Raw genomic sequence first — 17645 nt, 5'->3', positions numbered from 1 at the left:
GAGTTGACTCGCGGGTTTTTTGCTCTCACTTCTTTCACTCGTCGAGGAAAGTGCGCAACGGCTCGGAGCGTGACGGATGGCGCAGCTTGCGCAGCGCCTTGGCTTCGATTTGGCGAATGCGCTCACGGGTCACATCGAACTGCTTACCGACCTCTTCTAGCGTGTGGTCGGTATTCATGTCGATCCCGAAGCGCATGCGTAGCACCTTGGCTTCGCGCGCTGTCAAACCACCCAACACGTTGCGAGTCGCCTCGATCAAGCCCTCACCAGTGGCCAAGTCGATCGGCAGCAGCATAGTGCCATCCTCGATGAAATCACCGAGGTGCGAGTCGTCATCGTCGCCGATCGGCGTTTCCATGGAGATCGGCTCTTTGGCGATCTTGAGCACCTTGCGAACCTTGTCTTCCGGCATCTCGAGGCGTTCGCCAAGCTCTTCCGGCGTCGGCTCGCGACCCATTTCCTGCAACATCTGGCGTGAAACGCGATTGAGCTTGTTGATGGTCTCGATCATGTGCACCGGAATACGGATGGTGCGTGCCTGGTCGGCGATGGAGCGCGTGATCGCCTGGCGAATCCACCAAGTGGCATACGTCGAGAACTTGTAGCCACGGCGATATTCGAACTTATCTACCGCTTTCATCAACCCGATGTTGCCTTCCTGAATGAGATCCAGGAATTGCAGCCCGCGATTGGTATACTTCTTGGCAATCGAGATCACCAGGCGCAGGTTGGCCTCGACCATCTCCTTCTTGGCACGACGCGCCTTGGCCTCGCCAATCGACAGCCGGCGATTGACCTCTTTGATGTTCGTGACCGGCAAGCACACCATTTCTTCCTCGAAGCCGATCTTGCGCTGGGCACGCAGAATGTCGGCACGGAATGGCTCGATACGCTCGGCGTACTTGGAATGCTTGGCCTTGAAACGGTCCAGCCATTCGAGATCGGACTCGGCGCCGGGGAAGGAGCCGATGAAGGTCTTACGCGGCACCTTCGCCTGCTTCACGAAGAGCTGCATGATGGCCTTTTCTTGGCCACGGATCTGCTCGATGCTGATGCGTACCTGTCCCACAAGACGTTCGAAATGCTTGGGCACCAGTTTGATCGGCGAGAATAGCTCAGCAAGACGCGCTTGCTCTTGATCCGCGTTCGACGACCCCAGACCATGCTTGTCGATCGCGGCCTTGGCACGCTCGTTCTGTTCGCGAATCTGTTCGAAACGCGCCTTCGCTTCCTCGGGATCCGGACCGCCGCCGGTTTCTTCTTCCTCGGCATCGTCATCATCTTCGGAAGCATCGCCGTCCACGGCATCACGCTCGGGCTCGGGCTCGGGAACGTCCGCCTCGGCCACACCGGGGATCCCCTCATCGGGATCGATGAAGCCCGAGAACAAATCGGAGAGCCGTCCCGGCGCTTCTTCATCCTGGGTGGCGTCATAGGCCTCGAGGACGGAGTCCACGGCCCCCGGCAGATAAGCCAACGAAGACATTACCTCGCGGGTGCCTTCCTCGATGCGCTTGGCGATTTCGATCTCGCCTTCGCGCGTCAACAAGCCCACCGTACCCATCTCGCGCATATACATGCGCACGGGGTCGGTGGTACGCCCGACGTCGCTCTCGACCGCCGCCAAGGCAGCGACGGCTTCTTCCGCCGCCGACTCGTCGGTAGATTGATCGGACATCATCAGGGTATCTTCGTCAGGTGCTTCCTCGACGACGCTGATACCCATGTCGTTGATCATCGCGATGATGTCTTCCACCTGATCGGGATCGGCGATATCCTCGGGAAGGTGGTCATTGACCTCCGCATAGGTCAGGAAGCCTTGCTCCTTACCTTGGGCGATCAACTCCTTCAGACGTGACTGCTGCGTATTTCCAGCCATAGAAACCCTATCTCGACAATGGAGCACCTGGAAGCGAACGGATCGAAACGCTGCTAAGCCTGCCAGTATAGCCGCTAAGGGCATTTTACTGCCAGTGTCGTATTTGTCTTGTCATCCAGGTGTGCTAGTGTGTTCGGCTACCCTTTTCGATATTGCCTAGTAAATGGCGACGTTTTGCGCCAATTCAACCCGTCGCGGCAGGCATCTTCCCCACGACCGTCATACTGAACGAGCACCGCCCTTCAATTCCATCAGCAGCTCGTTCAACTGCTGACGCTCCTCTCTAGACAGAGACTCGCCTGCCTGCATCCGGGCCAACAAGGCGTCATATTCTTCCTGCGGCGAACGCTGCGAATGACGTTGACGCAACCCCTCGACCAGGCCTTCCACCTCGATGCCGCGTGCGTCGCGCGGCATCAAGAGTTCCCGACGCGCCAGCCAGGCTAGTCGCTCACCTTCGGGCGTACCATGAAAATGCGCCAGCAAGACTTGGGCGTTGCGGTAGCCTCCCGCACGGATCAAACGCACCACTTCGTGGCACAGCGCGCCATCGCCCTCGTCGTCAGGGCACCAGTCGAGCGACTCGGGCAAACGCCCTACCAAGCCAGGCTCATGCACCAATAAATGCAGCAAACGACCGACGAGGCTCAGAGTGCCACGACGCTCATTCGATGCGCCCTCTCGCTGAGGCGCGGCCTCAGAAGGCGCTCCCTCCTGCACCTCGACGAAGCCAGAATCTTGGGCGCCATGCGCCTTATCGGCACGTGCCAGCAATGCCTGGAAGTTCGCTTGTTCGACGCCCGTGCGCTGCGATAGTTCGCGCAGCAACAGCGATTTCAAAACGCCCTCAGGCAGACGCTCCAAGGCGCGCAATACCGTGGTAACGAAACGCTCACGCTCTTCGATATGCTTGAGATCGCGCCCCTCGGCCGCCTGATCGAAGAGAAACTCCGAAAGAGGTGCGGCACATAGCACACGATTCTCGAAGGCCTCGGTGCCTTCTCGCCGTATCAGGGTGTCCGGATCTTCGCCTTCGGGAAGAAACAGAAAGCGCACTTGGCGACCGTCGATCATCGACGGCAGCACCGTCTCCAGTGCGCGGCGTGCCGCCTGCCGACCGGCCTGGTCGCCATCGAAACAAAACACCACCTCACCCACCAAGCGGAACAAACGCTGCAAATGATCTTCGCTAAGCGAGGTCCCCAAGGTGGCACAGGCGTTGCGAATCCCGAACTGGGCCAACGCCACGACATCCATGTAACCCTCGACGACCAGCATACGTTCCAGCCGTGCGTTGGCCTGACGCGCTTCGTAGAGGCCATATAGCTCACGCCCCTTGTGGAACACCGGCGTCTCGGGCGAGTTAAGGTACTTGGGCTTGGCGTCACCGAGCACGCGACCACCGAAGGCAATGGTGCGTCCTTTCCAATCGCGGATCGGAAACATCACCCGATTGCGAAAGCGATCATAGCTGCGCCCCGAGTCTTCGCGATGCACCAGCAGCCCGTATTCGATCTGTACGGCATCGCTGATGCCACGCTCACCCAAATGGCGTTTGAGCGCCTCCCACTTGTCTGGAGCGAAGCCGATCCCGAACTCACGCACGATATCTTCGGACAACCCACGCCGCTCGAGATAATCACGAGCGTCACTCCCCTCGGCCATCACCAAGCGCTCTCGGAAGAAGCTCGCCGACAACTCGAGCAAGTTGACCGCTTCTTCTCGACGCTGCTCGCGCTGTTGGGCACGTGGATCGTCATCGCCTTCACGCGGAACGTCCAGGCCCAACCGCGACGCCAACTGCTCGATCGCCTCGGGAAAGCGCAGATGATCGAACTCCATCAAGAAGCGCAGCGCATTGCCGTGCACGCCGCAACCGAAACAGTGATAGAACTGCTTCTCGGCACTGACGGTAAACGATGGCGATTTTTCCTGATGGAAGGGACAAAGGCCCGAGTAGTTGCGACCGGCCTTCTTGAGCTGAACGCGCTCGCCGACGATCTCGACCACGTCGGTGCGAGCCAGCAAATCATCGATGAAGCGTTGAGGTATCTGTCCAGCCATGGCGGGGAAGCGCTCGACGAAACGTTGTCTGTATCGCGGAAATCACGGAGCCAGGCAGCGCGGAAACAGCGGGGTGAGAAAAACAAGCGGCCACCTGATGGCAGCCGCTTGGCGTCCCTCTTAGAAGCGACCGAGGCCGCTTCTAGTACGGATCAATACAGCCGTTCGAAACGCTTGCGCTCGCGCTGCAGCTTCTTGGCATGACGCTTGACCGCCGCAGCAGCCTTGCGCTTACGCACTGCGGTGGGCTTTTCATAAGTCTCACGACGACGGACTTCGGAGAGAACGCCGCCTTTTTCGCAAGAACGTTTGAAACGCCGCAGAGCGACGTCGAACGGCTCGTTATCACGTACTTTTACAGAAGGCATTAACCAATCACCTACCTTTAGGAAAGATGAGTTCGGATTGAACGCACACCCAGTCAGCCCATGTTTAGCGATTGCCAACGGCATGACGAGTGCACGACCCAGTCTTGCAGAACACAGTATTCTAGTCGCCGTAAGATTGCTTTGCAAAGCCTTTACCCGAGCGTTTACCTGACGGCCCCTGCCACGCACGCCGCGAAAGGCGTAGAATGGCGGGCTTCATGGGATAGCGGGGAAATGACGACACATGCGGGTATTGGGCATCGAGACCTCCTGCGACGAAACTGGCGTCGCCATCTACGATACCGAGCGCGGCCTGATCGCCGATGCGCTGCATAGCCAAATGGCGATGCATGCCGACTTCGGCGGCGTGGTGCCAGAGCTCGCTTCGCGCGATCATACTCGCAAATTGCTGCCACTGATTCGCCAGGTGCTCGACGAGGCCGCGCTTAACGGTGCTGAACTCGACGCCATCGCCTACACGGCCGGGCCCGGGCTTGTCGGCGCCTTGATGGTGGGTGCCTCGACCGCGCACGGCCTGGCGCGTGCCTGGAACATCCCGGTACTCGGCGTGCACCACATGGAAGGACATCTACTGGCGCCGATGCTCGAGGACACGCCGCCCGACTTTCCCTTCGTGGCCCTGCTGGTATCGGGTGGGCACACCCAACTCGTCGAAGTACACGGACTCGGACGCTATCGCTTGCTCGGCGAGTCGGTCGACGATGCCGCAGGCGAAGCCTTCGATAAGGCCGCCAAGATGCTCGACCTGCCCTATCCCGGTGGCCCACAGGTGGCCAAGCTCGCCGAACGCGGCGACCCCAACCGGTTTCGTTTCCCGCGCCCCATGACCGACCGCCCGGGACTCGACTTCAGCTTCTCCGGGCTCAAGACACATACCCTGACCACCGCCCGAAAGCTTCAGGAAGCCGGCCCCCTCAGCGATCAGGACCGAGCCGATATCGCGCGCGCCTTCGAGGAAGCCGTCGTCGACACGCTGGTCATCAAATGTCGTCGCGCCCTCGATGCCACGGGGCTCAAGCGTCTCGTGGTGGCCGGCGGCGTCAGCGCCAATCACCGCTTGCGCGAGCGTCTCGACCATGCCACCGCTAAACGCCAGGCGCAGGCGTTCTATCCACGTGGACGCTTCTGCACCGATAACGGCGCGATGATCGCCTACGTCGGGGCACAACGCTTGCTCGCCGGTGAGCGCGACGACGCGACCATGCAGGCGACGCCACGCTGGCCACTAGCAACGCTCACCCCTCCGGCGGTCTGACGTCACCATCTTCTTCGCGCGAGGAGCGTGCAAGCCCCGGCTCACCGCCCTGCCCCAAGCGGCGAATATTCCAGGCATGGCGCACCAACACCAACGCTGAGAAGACGCTCACGACCAGCGTCGCCTCGCGCGCTAGCCAATAGCTAGCCAACGGGGCGAGCAAAGCCGCAGCCAGCGACGCCACCGCCGCAGTACGCGAGCGCCACGCCAAGATGGCCCAGCATAGAGCGCATACCCAGGCCACCGGCGTCGCGATCATCAGTAGTACACCAAAGGCACTGGCCACGGCTTTTCCACCGCGTCCACGATGCCACGCTGGATAGCTGTGTCCCACTAACACCGACAATCCCACCGCGCCCTGTAGCCACAACGGCAACGCCTCACGTTGCGCCACCCAGAGCACCGGCATGGCTTTGACCGCATCGACCGTCAGGGTCAAGGCGGCCGGCACCGCCCCATGCACACGCAAAACATTCGAAAATCCGGGGTTGCGCGATCCCGCGTAACGCGGATCGCGACGCCCCAGCGCACGACACACCCAGACGGCGCCAAGCAGCGATCCGCTTAGATAGCCGGCCACCACCAAGGCAGCGACGGGCAAGACTGGAGACATGGGTTGGACTCCCTCATGGCGTGGGCGACACCGATGCATAGGCCCCGCCCATGATTCTGCCACCTCCATGACGTACAATCTAAGGTTTGCGACGCCGCGAAGCGCTTACCAGGCTTCGCCGCATCAATGTCCGACCTAATGAGGATACGCCGTGGATCACGTGCTGATCGAGGCACTGGAAGTGGATACCGTCATCGGTGTCTACGACTGGGAACGCACCCTTCGCCAGCGGCTGCGGCTGGATCTCGAACTGGCGACCGACATTCGCCCCGCCGCACAGCGAGACGATATCCAACAGACGCTCGACTACGCCGCCATCAGCGCACGTATCGGCGAATTCGCCGAGGCCCATCAGTTCGCGCTGGTCGAAACCTTTGCCGAACGCCTGGCCGAGACTTTGCGCCAAGAATTCACCATCGCCCGGCTCAGCCTGACCGTCCGCAAACCCGGTGCGGTTGCCAATGCCGCCAGCGTGGGCGTACGTATCACGCGGGGGCAGGAATGACACAGGTGACCGTCAGCATCGGCAGCAATATCGATCGCGAGCGCCACGTTCTTGCCTGTCTCGACGCCCTCACCGACACCTTCGGAGACGTGCAGGTATCGCGCGTCTTCGAAAGCGAACCGGTCGGCTTCGAGGACGGGCGCAATTTTTACAATCTTGTCGCAGCGTTCCACTCCACCCTCACGGTCGGCGAGCTGCAAGCCTGGTGCAAACGGGTCGAAGCCGACAACGGGCGCCTACCGGGTAGCCCCAAGTTCAGCCCACGCACCCTGGATATCGACCTGCTCACGGTGGGCGACCGATGCGGCCATATCGAAGGCGTCGACCTCCCGCGTGACGAAATCCTCCAACATGCATTCGTGCTGCAGCCACTCGCCGAGTTGTTGCCGGAGACGCCGCATCCTGAGGTGGGAACCTCCTATGCCGCGCTGTGGGCCGCGTTCACGAACGGCGACCAACACCTATGGCCCGTGTCCTTCACTTGGCGTGGCCGTACGCTCTCACATCCGGATTGACATCCCGGGACCGAGCCGCGTGATGCACACTGCTTGCACATTGCGTGACGGTTTCTTGCGCGGGCGTCCTGCATGATGAGCTCATCCTGCGGTCATGCGCCCGCGCCACGGCCGTTTCGTAGATCAAGAGTCGCCTCATGAAACATCGGCTACGTTTCAAGCGTCCTCGCATGGCGCGCATCAGCCTCAAGCTGTTCGCCGCCATCCTGCTGACCAACGTATTGATCGGTGGCATGAGCTTCCTGCTCATTGCCCGCAGCCTCGACCAAGGCTTCATCGACTACTTGGAACGCACCCAAGCCAATCGTGCCGACACCCTAGCCACCGCGCTCGCCGAACGCTGGCAGGAACATGGCAACTGGCATTGGCTACGCGACGATCCACGCGCCTGGCATCGCCTGGTACGTAACCAACTCTGGCCAGGCGAACGCCAACCGCCCAGCGGCATCGACCGCGAATTGAGCGATGCGCGGGATTTCGTGGTACTCGATGCCGAGGGCGACGCCATCATCGGCCGCCCACTGCCACCCGGCAAACCACCTTCCGATGCGGAACCGCCTCCGCAGCCCCGCTTTATCGACATCGAGCATCAAGGAAAGGTCGTCGGCCGTCTCGGCTACCTCCCCCCTGCGCAGCTGATGGCACGCATGGATCGTATCTTCCTGCAGCGCCAGTTGCGCAACATGACGATCATCGTCGCTTCACTCTCGGTGGCCTCGCTGCTGCTCGCCGCGGGCCTGGCCTGGTGGCTGGGGCGGCGTGCCCGCGACATGACCGCGGCGACCCGCCGCATGACCCAGGGCGACTTCGCCGTGCGTCTTCCCGAACGTGGCCACGACGAGCTTTCCCGCCTGTCCGCCGACTTCAACGTGCTCGCCGAGACGCTGGAGGCCAATCGACGTAACCGCCAGCAGTGGGTCGCCGACATCGCCCATGAATTGCGCACACCAATGGCTGTGTTGCGCGGCGAGATCGAAGCGATCGAGGACGGCGTGCGCCCGCTTGGCGGCGAGACGCTCGCCTCGCTCGCCCAGGAGGTGACTCAACTCGAACGTCTGGTCGACGATCTACGCCTGCTCGCCCAGAGTGATGCGGGCGCCCTGGATATCTACCTGGCCCCGCACGATCTGGCGGATACGCTGAGGGCGCGACTCGACGAGGCACATGGCTGGCTGAATACACGCGGCATCGCGCTGGAGACAGAAATCGGCACCGCTCCGGCGCCGATTCACGGCGATCCACAGCGGCTGCGTCAATTGTGGAATAACCTGCTGAGCAATACCTGCACCTACACCGACACCCCGGGCCAGCTGCGCATACGTCTCGAGCGTCATTCCGATCATCTGCGTTTAACCTGGGAAGACAGCGCCCCCGGCGTCACCGAGGAAGCACTACCGCGCCTGACCGAGCGCCTATACCGTGTAGAAGGCTCGCGTAACCGTCGCAGCGGCGGCAGCGGCCTGGGCCTGGCGATCGCCAATGCGTTGGTCACGGCGCATGGCGGCACGCTGACTCCCTCGGCGTCGTCGCTTGGTGGGCTTCGCTGGACGCTGATTTTTCCGGTGCGTCATGGCGATGATGTCCTCGAGCACGACATGCCATGAGCCAAGTCTGGAGACAGTCATGAATGACACCATCCTGATCGTCGAAGACGAGCCCAAGATCGCGCGCCTGGTCGCCGACTACCTTCAGCAAAGCGGTTACGCCACGCATCACCTAGCGCATGGCGACGAGGTCATGCCCTGGCTCGCGCACCACGCCCCCGCCCTGATACTACTCGACTTGATGCTGCCCGGCACCGATGGCCTGACACTCTGCCGACACATCAATGACGCTCATCCCTCGCTGCCCGTGATCATGTTGACCGCTCGGGTCGAGGAGATCGATCGGCTACTCGGCCTAGAGCTAGGCGCCGACGACTACATCTGCAAGCCATTCAGCCCGCGCGAGGTCGTGGCGCGGGTCAAGGCCGTACTCCGCCGCCTGGAACCACGCCACGAGAACGCGACCGGCGCCCCACCCCTGCACCTCGATGAAGACGGCTGGCGCGCGCTGGCCCAAGGCCACGACCTCGGCCTGACCGCCGTCGAATTTCAGTTGCTCAAGGTCATGATGCGCGCCCCGGGACGGATCTTTTCCCGCGACCAATTGATGGATCACATGTATCGCGACCATCGCATCGTCTCCGAGCGCACCGTGGACAGCCACGTCAAAAAGCTGCGCCGCAAGATCGCCGACGCTTACCCCGAGCGCGACATCATCCACTCCGTCTACAGCGTCGGGTACAAGTACCAGCCCAACGCTTGAACTTCCCTACCAACAGCACAATAAAAACCACCCGCTCGAAAACGGGTGGTTTTTGCATATTCGTTCAGACGGCACCTTGGCGACGCCGTCAATCAACGCCTTACCAATCCGCGCGATGGCCGATCTGCTGTTGCTCCTGTGTATCGCTGGGCAGGTCGGTCTGCTTGGTGTTATGCACTGAAATGTAGTGCCGAGCCTTGGCGACGCCAAAACTGTCGGCGCCCGAAGTATCGAGCTGCTGGAAGCTCACGGATGCCTGATCGGCACCCTGGTTGGCCTGCAGTGACTCGTGATTGACGTGCAGCGCTTCTGCAGAGGCAATGCTAGCTTGAGCGGCAACCGGCAGAGCGGCGAGGGCGACGGCGGCAATAAGGGTACGTACTTGCATGATGAATCTCCTTGCGTGTTCATGTTCGCTTGCGAACGTTGAGTAAAATATATAGCAAGCTAACAATAAACGCAATAACAGATTTGCCAATCGCGCCTATAGCCGAAACCTATATGCCGCAAAAAGTCATAATGCAGTTGCTTTTCCTTCTTAAGGCGCTTAATGGAGCATTAAAATCACACCCCCACCAGTCCCCTGAGCACAAAAAAGATATGCTCTTATGCGTGAATGCCTAATGCTTTTCGTAATCGAAACCGCCCGACGCCCGCTGCAAGAGCACCACATCATCACGCGGGAACGTCACCGTCAGCTCGTGTTGTTCGGCGAGGTAGTCAAAACTGCGCTTGGAGAAGAAGCAGACATGCGTCGAATCACGCATGTAACGCCAGCGCGTGAGGTCGGTGACGCCATCGCTGCGCTGGGTCATGATACCCAGCCAGCCTCCTTGACGTAGCCGCGCGATCAACTCGGCCAATACCTGCCCTGGCGCATGCAGATGCTCCACCACTTCACTGGCGGTGATGACGTCGTAATGCCGCGCCAGACGTTCAGGATACGGCGCATAGAAAGGATCAAAGACCGTCATGCGATGCCCAGCATCTTCCATCATCAACGACAATGTGGGTCCTGGCCCACATCCGAAATCGAGCCCTTGCGAGGCAGGCGGCAGACGCGCCAGCAAGGGGTCGCACAAGCGTGCCAAAAAGCGGCGATAGCCTGGGTCTTCGGGCGTGTTCTCGTGGAGGTCGTAGACCGCGCGCTCTTCTTCGGCCGTGGGGCGCTCCTCGGGAGCGACGAAGATCAAGGCGCACGCCGGGCAGCGATAATAGGTGCGTGGCGGCGCACCCGGTGAGGGCACGCTTTGCGACGCGGCACACAGGGGGCACGCAGGCGTAACGGCCGGTGATATAGATGGTGTCGTCATTGGGCCTCACATGACTGCATAGATTGACCGGCCCGACGGCGAGTACTCACCGGCAGACACTCTCACGAATACGCACGCGTGTATCTTTCGACTGGATGCAGACCGCCTCGAACGTGCATGATGTCCTTCCCCCTTGGGGCCGACCGTCACTTTTTGGACAATTCGCCATGCTCAATGCCATCGACCATCTGGTGGTAAACGTCACCGACCTCGAGCGCAGCATCGATTTCTACACACGCGTACTGGGGCTCGAGGCACGCTACCACGATGCGACACGCACCGACCTCTACCTGGACGACTTCGCCTTGCGCCTACATGCCCCCCAGGCAACGTCCGGCAATCCTCATACCGTCCCGCCGGGCCGCCAGGCCCTGGGCTTTCGTAGTGCCCTGCCGCTGGCGGAAGTGAAGACACACCTCGAGGTACTTGGGGTGCCGCTGGATAAAGGGCCCGATGAACAGCAGCCCACCGAGACGCTTCACGTACGCGATCCCGATGGCAACCTGATTGAGATTTCCCGACCACGGCGCCGCTGAAGAGATGAGATTGTACGCCCGCGCGGGCAGGCATACGCCGCGCGATCTGTATAATACGGGCCCTATCGTCCGCCGTAACCGATGATGCCATGAGCTCGATGTCCGAAGACGTTTCTTCTCCTTTACGCGCACGCGCCATCGCCCTGCTGTGGCGCACCCTGGCACGCTTGACACCGCACCGGCTGTGGCAGCTGGCTCGTCTGGTCGGCCCGCTGATTCTCACCTTCAGTCGCCGTGAACGTGATGTGACGCGCATCAACCTCAGACACGTCTATCCGCAGATGCCGACACGTCAGCAACGGCGCCTGACACGGGACAGCCTGACACACTCCTCGGCCACCATGCTCGAGCTGGGCTTTGCGTGGATGGCCGCCCCAGAGCGCGTGGAGGCCTCGATCCGCGCCGTGCACGGCCGCGAACTACTCGACGACGCCCGTGCAGAGGGACGAGGCGTCATCGTGCTGGCACCGCATTACGGTAACTGGGAAGTGCTCAACTTCTGGCTCTCTAGCCACTTCCCGTTCACCGCCATGTACGAGCCTCCCAAGATCGACGCCCTCGACCCGGTGATCCGGTATGGCCGCGAACGTATGGGGGCGCAATTGGTGCCCACCAATCCACGCGGTGTCGCCTCACTGCTCAAGGCTCTCAAGCGCTGCGAGGCGGTGGGGATTCTTCCCGACCAAGAACCGAGCTGGGGTAGCGGCGTCTTTGCCGATTTCTTCCAACGCCCGGCCTATACCGCCACCTTGCTGCCCAAGCTCGTGGCCCGCACCGAGGCGCGTGTCGTCACCGGTGTGGCGAAACGCCTCCCCGACGGCGAGGGCTTCGCGCTGCACTTCCTCGCCGCCGATGAACGCGTCTACTCACGCGACGAGACACTCTCCGCCACTGGCGTCAACGCCAGCGTGGAACACGCCATCGCCCTGGAACCCGCTCAGTATCAGTGGGAATACAAGCGCTTCCGCAAGACCCCGCAACAAGCTGCCAAACACCCCGACTTCAAACGCTTTCGCATCTACTGAGCCCTCGGACGCGTCACTGATTGTTGTCTACACTGCTCCAGAGAATTTCTCGAGGAGTCGTGCATGATCGTTCGCCACACTACCCATGCACTGAGGCGAAGCGCGCCGGCCTGTGGTTGGGCGCCATGATGATCGCCTCCGGGCAAGCCCAGGCACTGACGCCAGTGGAGGTTGCCGGCAACGCGGAACGGGCCAATGTCCCCGACGGTGCCACGCTCGATAAGCAGGTCGCGCTACGCGCGCCCCGACTGATCAGCTTTGGTCCCAAGGATGAGATGTTCATCGGCTCCCAGGCGGGGCGCCTGTATCGTCTGCAACCGCCCTATGACCGTGTCGATGCGGAAATCCCGCTGTCCGGTTACCCGCATAGTGCCGTGGTCCACGAAGGCTACTTGTACGTAGCGACCACCGAGCGTCTCTATCGCACGGCATATACGCCGGGGCAGGATGTCACGGAGATAGATTTCGAGGGCGTCGCCGACTTGCCCGGCGGTAGCGGCCACGCCTCGCGTTCGTTATCTGTCGGCCCCGATGGCAGGCTTTATGTCGCGCTCGGCCTTCAAGGCAACTGCTCGGCGCAACGCATCGCCGAAGACGTTGCGTTCGAGGACCGGCGCGGCGGCGTGATGGCCCTCGATCCCACGCATGAGACGCCCGAATGGATGCCCTACGTCAGCGGGTTGCGCAACCCCATCGGCATGGCCTGGAGCCCCGAGGGAACGCTATATCTCAACAACAACGGCCCCGACCACTGGGGTTATGAAGCCCCGCCCGAATTGCTAGTGCGCGCCGAATCAGGGAGCTTTCATGGCATGCCGTGGTATCAATGGAATGAGGGCGAGTGGCAGCGCGATGAGTGCATCGACTCGGCGCCGCCTGCCGCGCGCGACACGCTTACGCCACCGGTGGCAACCTTCGCCGCGCGTAGCGCCCCTATCGGCCTGACCTTCCTACCCGAGGGCAACCCCTGGCAGGTGGACATGGTCACCGCCATTCATGGCAGTTGGGCGACACAGGCCTCGGAAGGCCGTGCCTCTCGCCGACCGCCCAAGATCGTCGGCATTCGACTCACGAATGGCGGTCATCAAGGCGACGTGGTCGATCTGGTCAGCGGTTTCCAAGCGGCAAATGGAGAGCGCTGGGCACGCCCCGCCGGTATCGCCTACCGTGAAGGCGCGCTTTATTTCACAACCGACGATGGCGACACGGGCTTGTATCGCCTGACGCCATGAACATGGCCTAGGCCTCGTCTAAAAGTCCCTAGCGCTTGTCCAAATGCGCCTGGCGCGCGGCAACCTCGGCGAGCCCCGACCAATCCTTTTCACCATCACCATGGGCCAGGGCATCGAGCAGACGATCACGCACCGCGCTGCCCAATGGCAAAGCAACGCTCTGCTCATCACCCGCGCTCAAGGCCAGCCCGACATCCTTGTGGCCGAGACGCATCGTGAAGCCGGCAGGCTCGAAGCGTGCCTCGGCGATCATCTTGCCATAGCCCTTATAAGCCGGCGAGGCGAAGAGCGTGTTGGTGACGATATCCAGAAAATCGCTGGCTTCGATGCCGTACGCACGGGTCAATGTCGAGGCCTCGGCCATCGATTCGATGGCACTGGCAAGCATGAAATTGGCGGCGATCTTCGCCACGTTGGCTCGCTCCGGCGACTCACCCAACGGCCAGATGCCTTGCCCCATGGCCTCCAGCAGCGGCCTGACCTGCTCGATATGCGCCTCATTGCCGGCAGCAATGATATTGAGCTTACCCGACGCCGCGACGTCCGGACGCCCCAGCACCGGCGCGGCGACATAGCCCACGCCCAGGCGCTCGTGGAGCGCCGCCATGCCGCGCGCGAAAGCCACCGACACCGTGGCCATGTTGACGTGAACGCTGCCTTTTTTCATCGCCTCGATGGCCTTACTGTCGACCAGCACCTGATGCGCAGCCTGATCGTCGGCCAGCATGCTCACCAGCACCTCACACCGCGCCGCGTCGGCCGGTTTCTTGGCGATCTTGGCGCCCTGCTCGGCGAGCGCCTCGGCGGCCTCCGGGGAACGGTTCCACACCGTGACGTCATGCCCCGCCTCGAGTAACTGCTGCGCCATGCCACGTCCCATGGCACCCAGACCAATGAATCCAACCTTCATATTCATACGCTCCTGTGGTGACTTCTCCCTTAGACATTAGCATGCAAACGAGGATTTGACGTCCCTCTTGCCATACACATCGCCCTGGGGATTTCATTCGGCCGATACCTTGTTAGACTCTAGACGATAGCTTGACGGGGTGCCGGTGGAACCGGCTGAGATCGTCCTGCGCTCGCCATCCCGGCGGACGCCACGACGGATCCCGACGAACCTGATCCGGCTAGTACCGGCGTAGGGATCAAGCGGAGTCCGCGGCGTCAGGACGTCATCCGTCGTTGCTTACTTCTCCCGCCTACGCTGTGCGCCGGCCTGACTTGCGTCATGACCTGGAGCACATATGACATCACCGCAATTTCTTTCCGACACCGCTCGCGTCGACGAAGCCGCCATTCAGGCGCTCCCCGGCTCGCGCAAGATATATGTGGAGGGCTCACGCATAGACATCCGCGTCCCCTTCCGCGAGATATCGCTATCACCGACCCGTACCTCGGGCCAGGATGAGGAAAACCCGCCCCAACTGGCTTACGACACATCCGGCCCCTATACCGATCCCAATGCGAAGATCGACCTGCGCCAGGGGCTAACGGAACTGAGACGCCGTTGGATCGACGCGCGCGGCGACACCGAATTCCTCGACGGCCCCACTTCCGAATACGGACGACGCCGCGCCAACGACCCCATGCTCGCCCAGTTGCGCTTCGAGCTGACCCGCACGCCCCGCCGCGCGAAGGAAGGCCGTAACGTCACCCAGCTTCATTACGCCCGTCAGGGGATCGTCACGCCTGAAATGGAATTCATCGCCATCCGCGAAAACCAGCGCCGCCAAGCGTTGGGGAGCGGCGAGGTTGAACGTATCCTCGATCAGCAGCATCCGGGGGAAGGGTTCGGCGCACGCCTGCCGGAGGAGATTACCCCGGCGTTCGTACGCGACGAGGTCGCTGCCGGCCGTGCGATCATCCCCTGTAACATCAACCATCCCGAAACCGAACCGATGATCATCGGCCGCAACTTCCTGGTGAAGATCAACGGTAACCTGGGTAACTCGGCAGTGAGTTCGTCCATCGAGGACGAGGTCGACAAGATGACGTGGGGTATCCGCTGGGGCGCGGACACCATCATGGATCTATCCACCGGTGCCAATATCCATGAAACGCGTGAGTGGATCATCCGCAACGCCCCGGTGCCCATCGGCACCGTGCCCATCTACCAGGCTCTGGAGAAGGTCGGCGGCGTGGCCGAGAACCTGACCTGGGAGATTTTCCGCGACACCCTGATCGAACAGGCGGAACAGGGCGTGGATTATTTCACCATTCATGCCGGCGTCTTGCTGCGGTACGTGCCGCTCACCGCCGAGCGCGTCACCGGCATCGTTTCCCGAGGCGGCTCGATCATGGCCAAGTGGTGTCTCTATCATCATGAAGAGAGCTTCCTGTACACGCACTTCGAGGATATCTGCGAGATCTGCAAGCGCTACGATGTGGCATTCTCGCTGGGCGATGGACTACGCCCCGGTTCAGTGGCCGATGCCAACGATGCCGCGCAGTTCGCCGAATTGGAAACCCTCGGCGAGCTAACCAAGATCGCCTGGCAGCATGACGTCCAAGTGATGATCGAAGGGCCCGGCCACGTGCCGATGCAATTGATCAAGGAAAACATGGACAAGCAGCTTGAATGCTGCGATGGCGCGCCCTTCTACACGCTGGGGCCACTGGTGACCGATATCGCTCCCGGCTACGATCACATCACCTCCGGCATCGGCGCGGCACAGATTGGCTGGTACGGCTGCGCCATGCTCTGTTACGTCACCCCCAAGGAACACCTGGGGCTGCCCAACAAGAACGACGTCAAGACCGGCATCATCACCTACAAGATCGCCGCCCACGCCGCCGACCTGGCCAAAGGGCATCCCGGGGCGCAACGCCGCGACAATGCGCTCTCGAAAGCGCGTTTCGAGTTCCGCTGGGAGGATCAGTTCAATCTGGGGCTCGATCCAGACACTGCGCGGGCATACCACGACGAGACGCTGCCCAAGGACTCGGCCAAGGTGGCACACTTCTGCTCCATGTGCGGGCCCAAGTTCTGCTCGATGAAGATCAGCCATGAAGTGCGCGATGCTTACAAAGACCGCACCTCCGAACGCGGACTTGAAAGCGACGCAGAGGCGGTGAGGCGTGGCATGAAAGAGCACGCGGAGAAATTCCGCGAGCAAGGCGGCCACTTATATCGCGAGGTCTAATACGCGCCCGAAACGAAAAAACCACGCCTTTATGGCGTGGTATTTCATTTCGCGCTGCCCCTTCCTGAGGGGCGAAACGTCGTGGCCGATGTCCGGCCCGGACTGGCTGCTCAAAAAGGGGGCCGGCACCGTAGCGTTCGGGGTGCGTGAGGTCCAAATAGCCTCTAGACTGGATGATCCTTCGATCGCGGTCGGCGATCAATGACCATCGCAGACAGGAGCGTCGATATGCTCAACGACTGGCTCGTATCCCATCCCTCCAATTTGATCTGGGTGGTCTTGTGTACGGTCGTGCTGTACCTAGTCGTGGTAGCTTTGGCACGGTGGTCGGGCGTGCGTAGCTTCGCCGAGATGTCGACTTTCGATATCGTGGTCACGATCGCGCTCGGCTCGATGATCGCCAGCGTGGTGGTCTCCAAGAATCCGCCCCTTCTCCAGGGGTTGGTGGCAGTGGCTACGCTGTACGTGCTGCAACTGCTCGTGTCGCGACTGCGCTCGCGTTTCTCTGTGTTTGAGGCGGCGACCGACAATCGGCCAATTCTGCTCATGGGGCCGGGTGGCGAGATCAAGCACGCCAATCTGCGTGTGGCGCGCGTCACCGAGGATGATCTGCGCGCCCACATGCGCCGAGCCAATGTCTCGGATACCCGTCAGGTGCATGCAATGATCATGGAGGGCACCGGCAACATCAACGTACTGCACGGCGAGCATCACGAACTCGGCGATGAGCCGTGGATCCTGCGCGGCGTACGTGATTACACGCGCTAGGCCTCGATCTGACCATCAGTTCAATCTGGGACTCGACCTGGATACCGCCCGTAAGACGAAAAAAGCCACGCCTTTATAGGGCGTGGCTTTTCATTTCA

General features: G+C 61.5%; 17 protein-coding genes and 1 riboswitch. Of the genes, 10 read left to right on the top strand and 7 right to left on the bottom strand.

Annotated features, from left to right (window positions below; translation table 11 throughout):
* Positions 1 to 34 precede the first annotated feature (34 nt).
* The 3 genes from rpoD to rpsU form a co-directional block, all read right to left on the bottom strand.
* Positions 35 to 1879, bottom strand: coding sequence for an RNA polymerase sigma factor RpoD (gene rpoD, locus KZO83_RS02300; protein WP_178997866.1), 1845 nt, complete (start codon positions 1877 to 1879; stop codon positions 35 to 37).
* Between the two features lie 219 nt (positions 1880 to 2098).
* On the bottom strand, positions 2099 to 3943 hold the full coding sequence (gene dnaG / locus KZO83_RS02295; protein WP_246894287.1) for a DNA primase: 1845 nt from the start codon (positions 3941 to 3943) through the stop codon (positions 2099 to 2101).
* A 152-nt stretch (positions 3944 to 4095) separates the two neighbouring features.
* The gene (rpsU, locus tag KZO83_RS02290; protein ID WP_040244373.1) at positions 4096 to 4311 is read right to left on the bottom strand and encodes a 30S ribosomal protein S21; all 216 of its coding nucleotides are present in this window, start codon (positions 4309 to 4311) and stop codon (positions 4096 to 4098) included.
* Between the two features lie 244 nt (positions 4312 to 4555).
* On the opposite strand from rpsU, the gene tsaD reads away from it, so the two are divergent.
* On the top strand, positions 4556 to 5587 hold the full coding sequence (tsaD, locus tag KZO83_RS02285; RefSeq protein ID WP_247619608.1) for a tRNA (adenosine(37)-N6)-threonylcarbamoyltransferase complex transferase subunit TsaD: 1032 nt from the start codon (positions 4556 to 4558) through the stop codon (positions 5585 to 5587).
* On the opposite strand, the gene KZO83_RS02280 is transcribed toward tsaD, so the two are convergent.
* On the bottom strand, positions 5568 to 6200 hold the full coding sequence (locus tag KZO83_RS02280) for a glycerol-3-phosphate acyltransferase (protein WP_246894289.1): 633 nt from the start codon (positions 6198 to 6200) through the stop codon (positions 5568 to 5570). The two genes, tsaD and KZO83_RS02280, sit on opposite strands and share 20 nt — an antisense overlap.
* Before the next feature lie 151 nt (positions 6201 to 6351).
* Here KZO83_RS02280 and folB point away from each other — a divergent pair, with 151 nt between their 5' ends.
* From folB to KZO83_RS02260, 4 genes are all read left to right on the top strand, one after another.
* Positions 6352 to 6705, top strand: a complete 354-nt coding sequence (gene folB / locus KZO83_RS02275; protein WP_178997858.1) for a dihydroneopterin aldolase — start codon at positions 6352 to 6354, stop codon at positions 6703 to 6705.
* Positions 6702 to 7220 carry a 2-amino-4-hydroxy-6-hydroxymethyldihydropteridine diphosphokinase gene (gene folK / locus KZO83_RS02270; protein WP_247619607.1) on the top strand — a complete coding sequence of 173 codons (519 nt, stop codon included), beginning with the start codon at positions 6702 to 6704 and terminating at the stop codon, positions 7218 to 7220. Before folB ends, folK begins: the two co-directional genes overlap by 4 nt.
* A 137-nt stretch (positions 7221 to 7357) precedes the next feature.
* A complete protein-coding gene (locus tag KZO83_RS02265; RefSeq protein WP_247619606.1) occupies positions 7358 to 8824 on the top strand; it encodes an ATP-binding protein in 1467 nt (488 codons plus the stop codon).
* Between the two features lie 19 nt (positions 8825 to 8843).
* Positions 8844 to 9527: a response regulator gene (locus KZO83_RS02260; protein ID WP_247619605.1), complete on the top strand. Its 684-nt coding sequence runs from the start codon at positions 8844 to 8846 to the stop codon at positions 9525 to 9527.
* 100 nt (positions 9528 to 9627) lie between these two features.
* Here the strand turns inward: KZO83_RS02260 and KZO83_RS02255 are convergent, their stop codons facing one another.
* On the bottom strand, positions 9628 to 9915 hold the full coding sequence (locus KZO83_RS02255) for a hypothetical protein (protein WP_178997849.1): 288 nt from the start codon (positions 9913 to 9915) through the stop codon (positions 9628 to 9630).
* 232 nt (positions 9916 to 10147) lie between these two features.
* Positions 10148 to 10840, bottom strand: coding sequence for a class I SAM-dependent methyltransferase (locus KZO83_RS02250; RefSeq protein WP_247619604.1), 693 nt, complete (start codon positions 10838 to 10840; stop codon positions 10148 to 10150).
* A 167-nt stretch (positions 10841 to 11007) separates the two neighbouring features.
* Between KZO83_RS02250 and KZO83_RS02245 the strand changes: the two genes are divergently transcribed.
* From KZO83_RS02245 to KZO83_RS02235, 3 genes are all read left to right on the top strand, one after another.
* Positions 11008 to 11376, top strand: a complete 369-nt coding sequence (locus KZO83_RS02245; protein ID WP_246921639.1) for a VOC family protein — start codon at positions 11008 to 11010, stop codon at positions 11374 to 11376.
* An 89-nt stretch (positions 11377 to 11465) separates the two neighbouring features.
* Positions 11466 to 12401 (top strand): lysophospholipid acyltransferase family protein, encoded by a 936-nt coding sequence (locus tag KZO83_RS02240; RefSeq protein ID WP_378076102.1) that lies wholly within the window; start codon positions 11466 to 11468, stop codon positions 12399 to 12401.
* A 59-nt stretch (positions 12402 to 12460) separates the two neighbouring features.
* Positions 12461 to 13633 (top strand): PQQ-dependent sugar dehydrogenase, encoded by a 1173-nt coding sequence (locus KZO83_RS02235; RefSeq protein ID WP_247619603.1) that lies wholly within the window; start codon positions 12461 to 12463, stop codon positions 13631 to 13633.
* A 28-nt stretch (positions 13634 to 13661) separates the two neighbouring features.
* On the opposite strand, the gene KZO83_RS02230 is transcribed toward KZO83_RS02235, so the two are convergent.
* Positions 13662 to 14549 carry an NAD(P)-dependent oxidoreductase gene (locus tag KZO83_RS02230; protein ID WP_261505558.1) on the bottom strand — a complete coding sequence of 296 codons (888 nt, stop codon included), beginning with the start codon at positions 14547 to 14549 and terminating at the stop codon, positions 13662 to 13664.
* Positions 14550 to 14668: 119 nt separating this feature from the next.
* Positions 14669 to 14798: riboswitch (TPP riboswitch) on the top strand.
* Between the two features lie 82 nt (positions 14799 to 14880).
* On the opposite strand from KZO83_RS02230, the gene thiC reads away from it, so the two are divergent.
* Together thiC and KZO83_RS02220 are read left to right on the top strand one after the other, a co-directional pair.
* Positions 14881 to 16779, top strand: coding sequence for a phosphomethylpyrimidine synthase ThiC (thiC, locus tag KZO83_RS02225; protein ID WP_247619601.1), 1899 nt, complete (start codon positions 14881 to 14883; stop codon positions 16777 to 16779).
* Between the two features lie 228 nt (positions 16780 to 17007).
* A complete protein-coding gene (locus KZO83_RS02220) occupies positions 17008 to 17547 on the top strand; it encodes a DUF421 domain-containing protein (RefSeq protein WP_247619600.1) in 540 nt (179 codons plus the stop codon).
* Positions 17548 to 17645 lie beyond the last annotated feature (98 nt).

This window comes from Chromohalobacter moromii (assembly GCF_023091865.1).
Lineage (GTDB): Bacteria > Pseudomonadota > Gammaproteobacteria > Pseudomonadales > Halomonadaceae > Chromohalobacter > Chromohalobacter moromii.
This window is presented reverse-complemented; position numbering and strand designations above follow the sequence as displayed.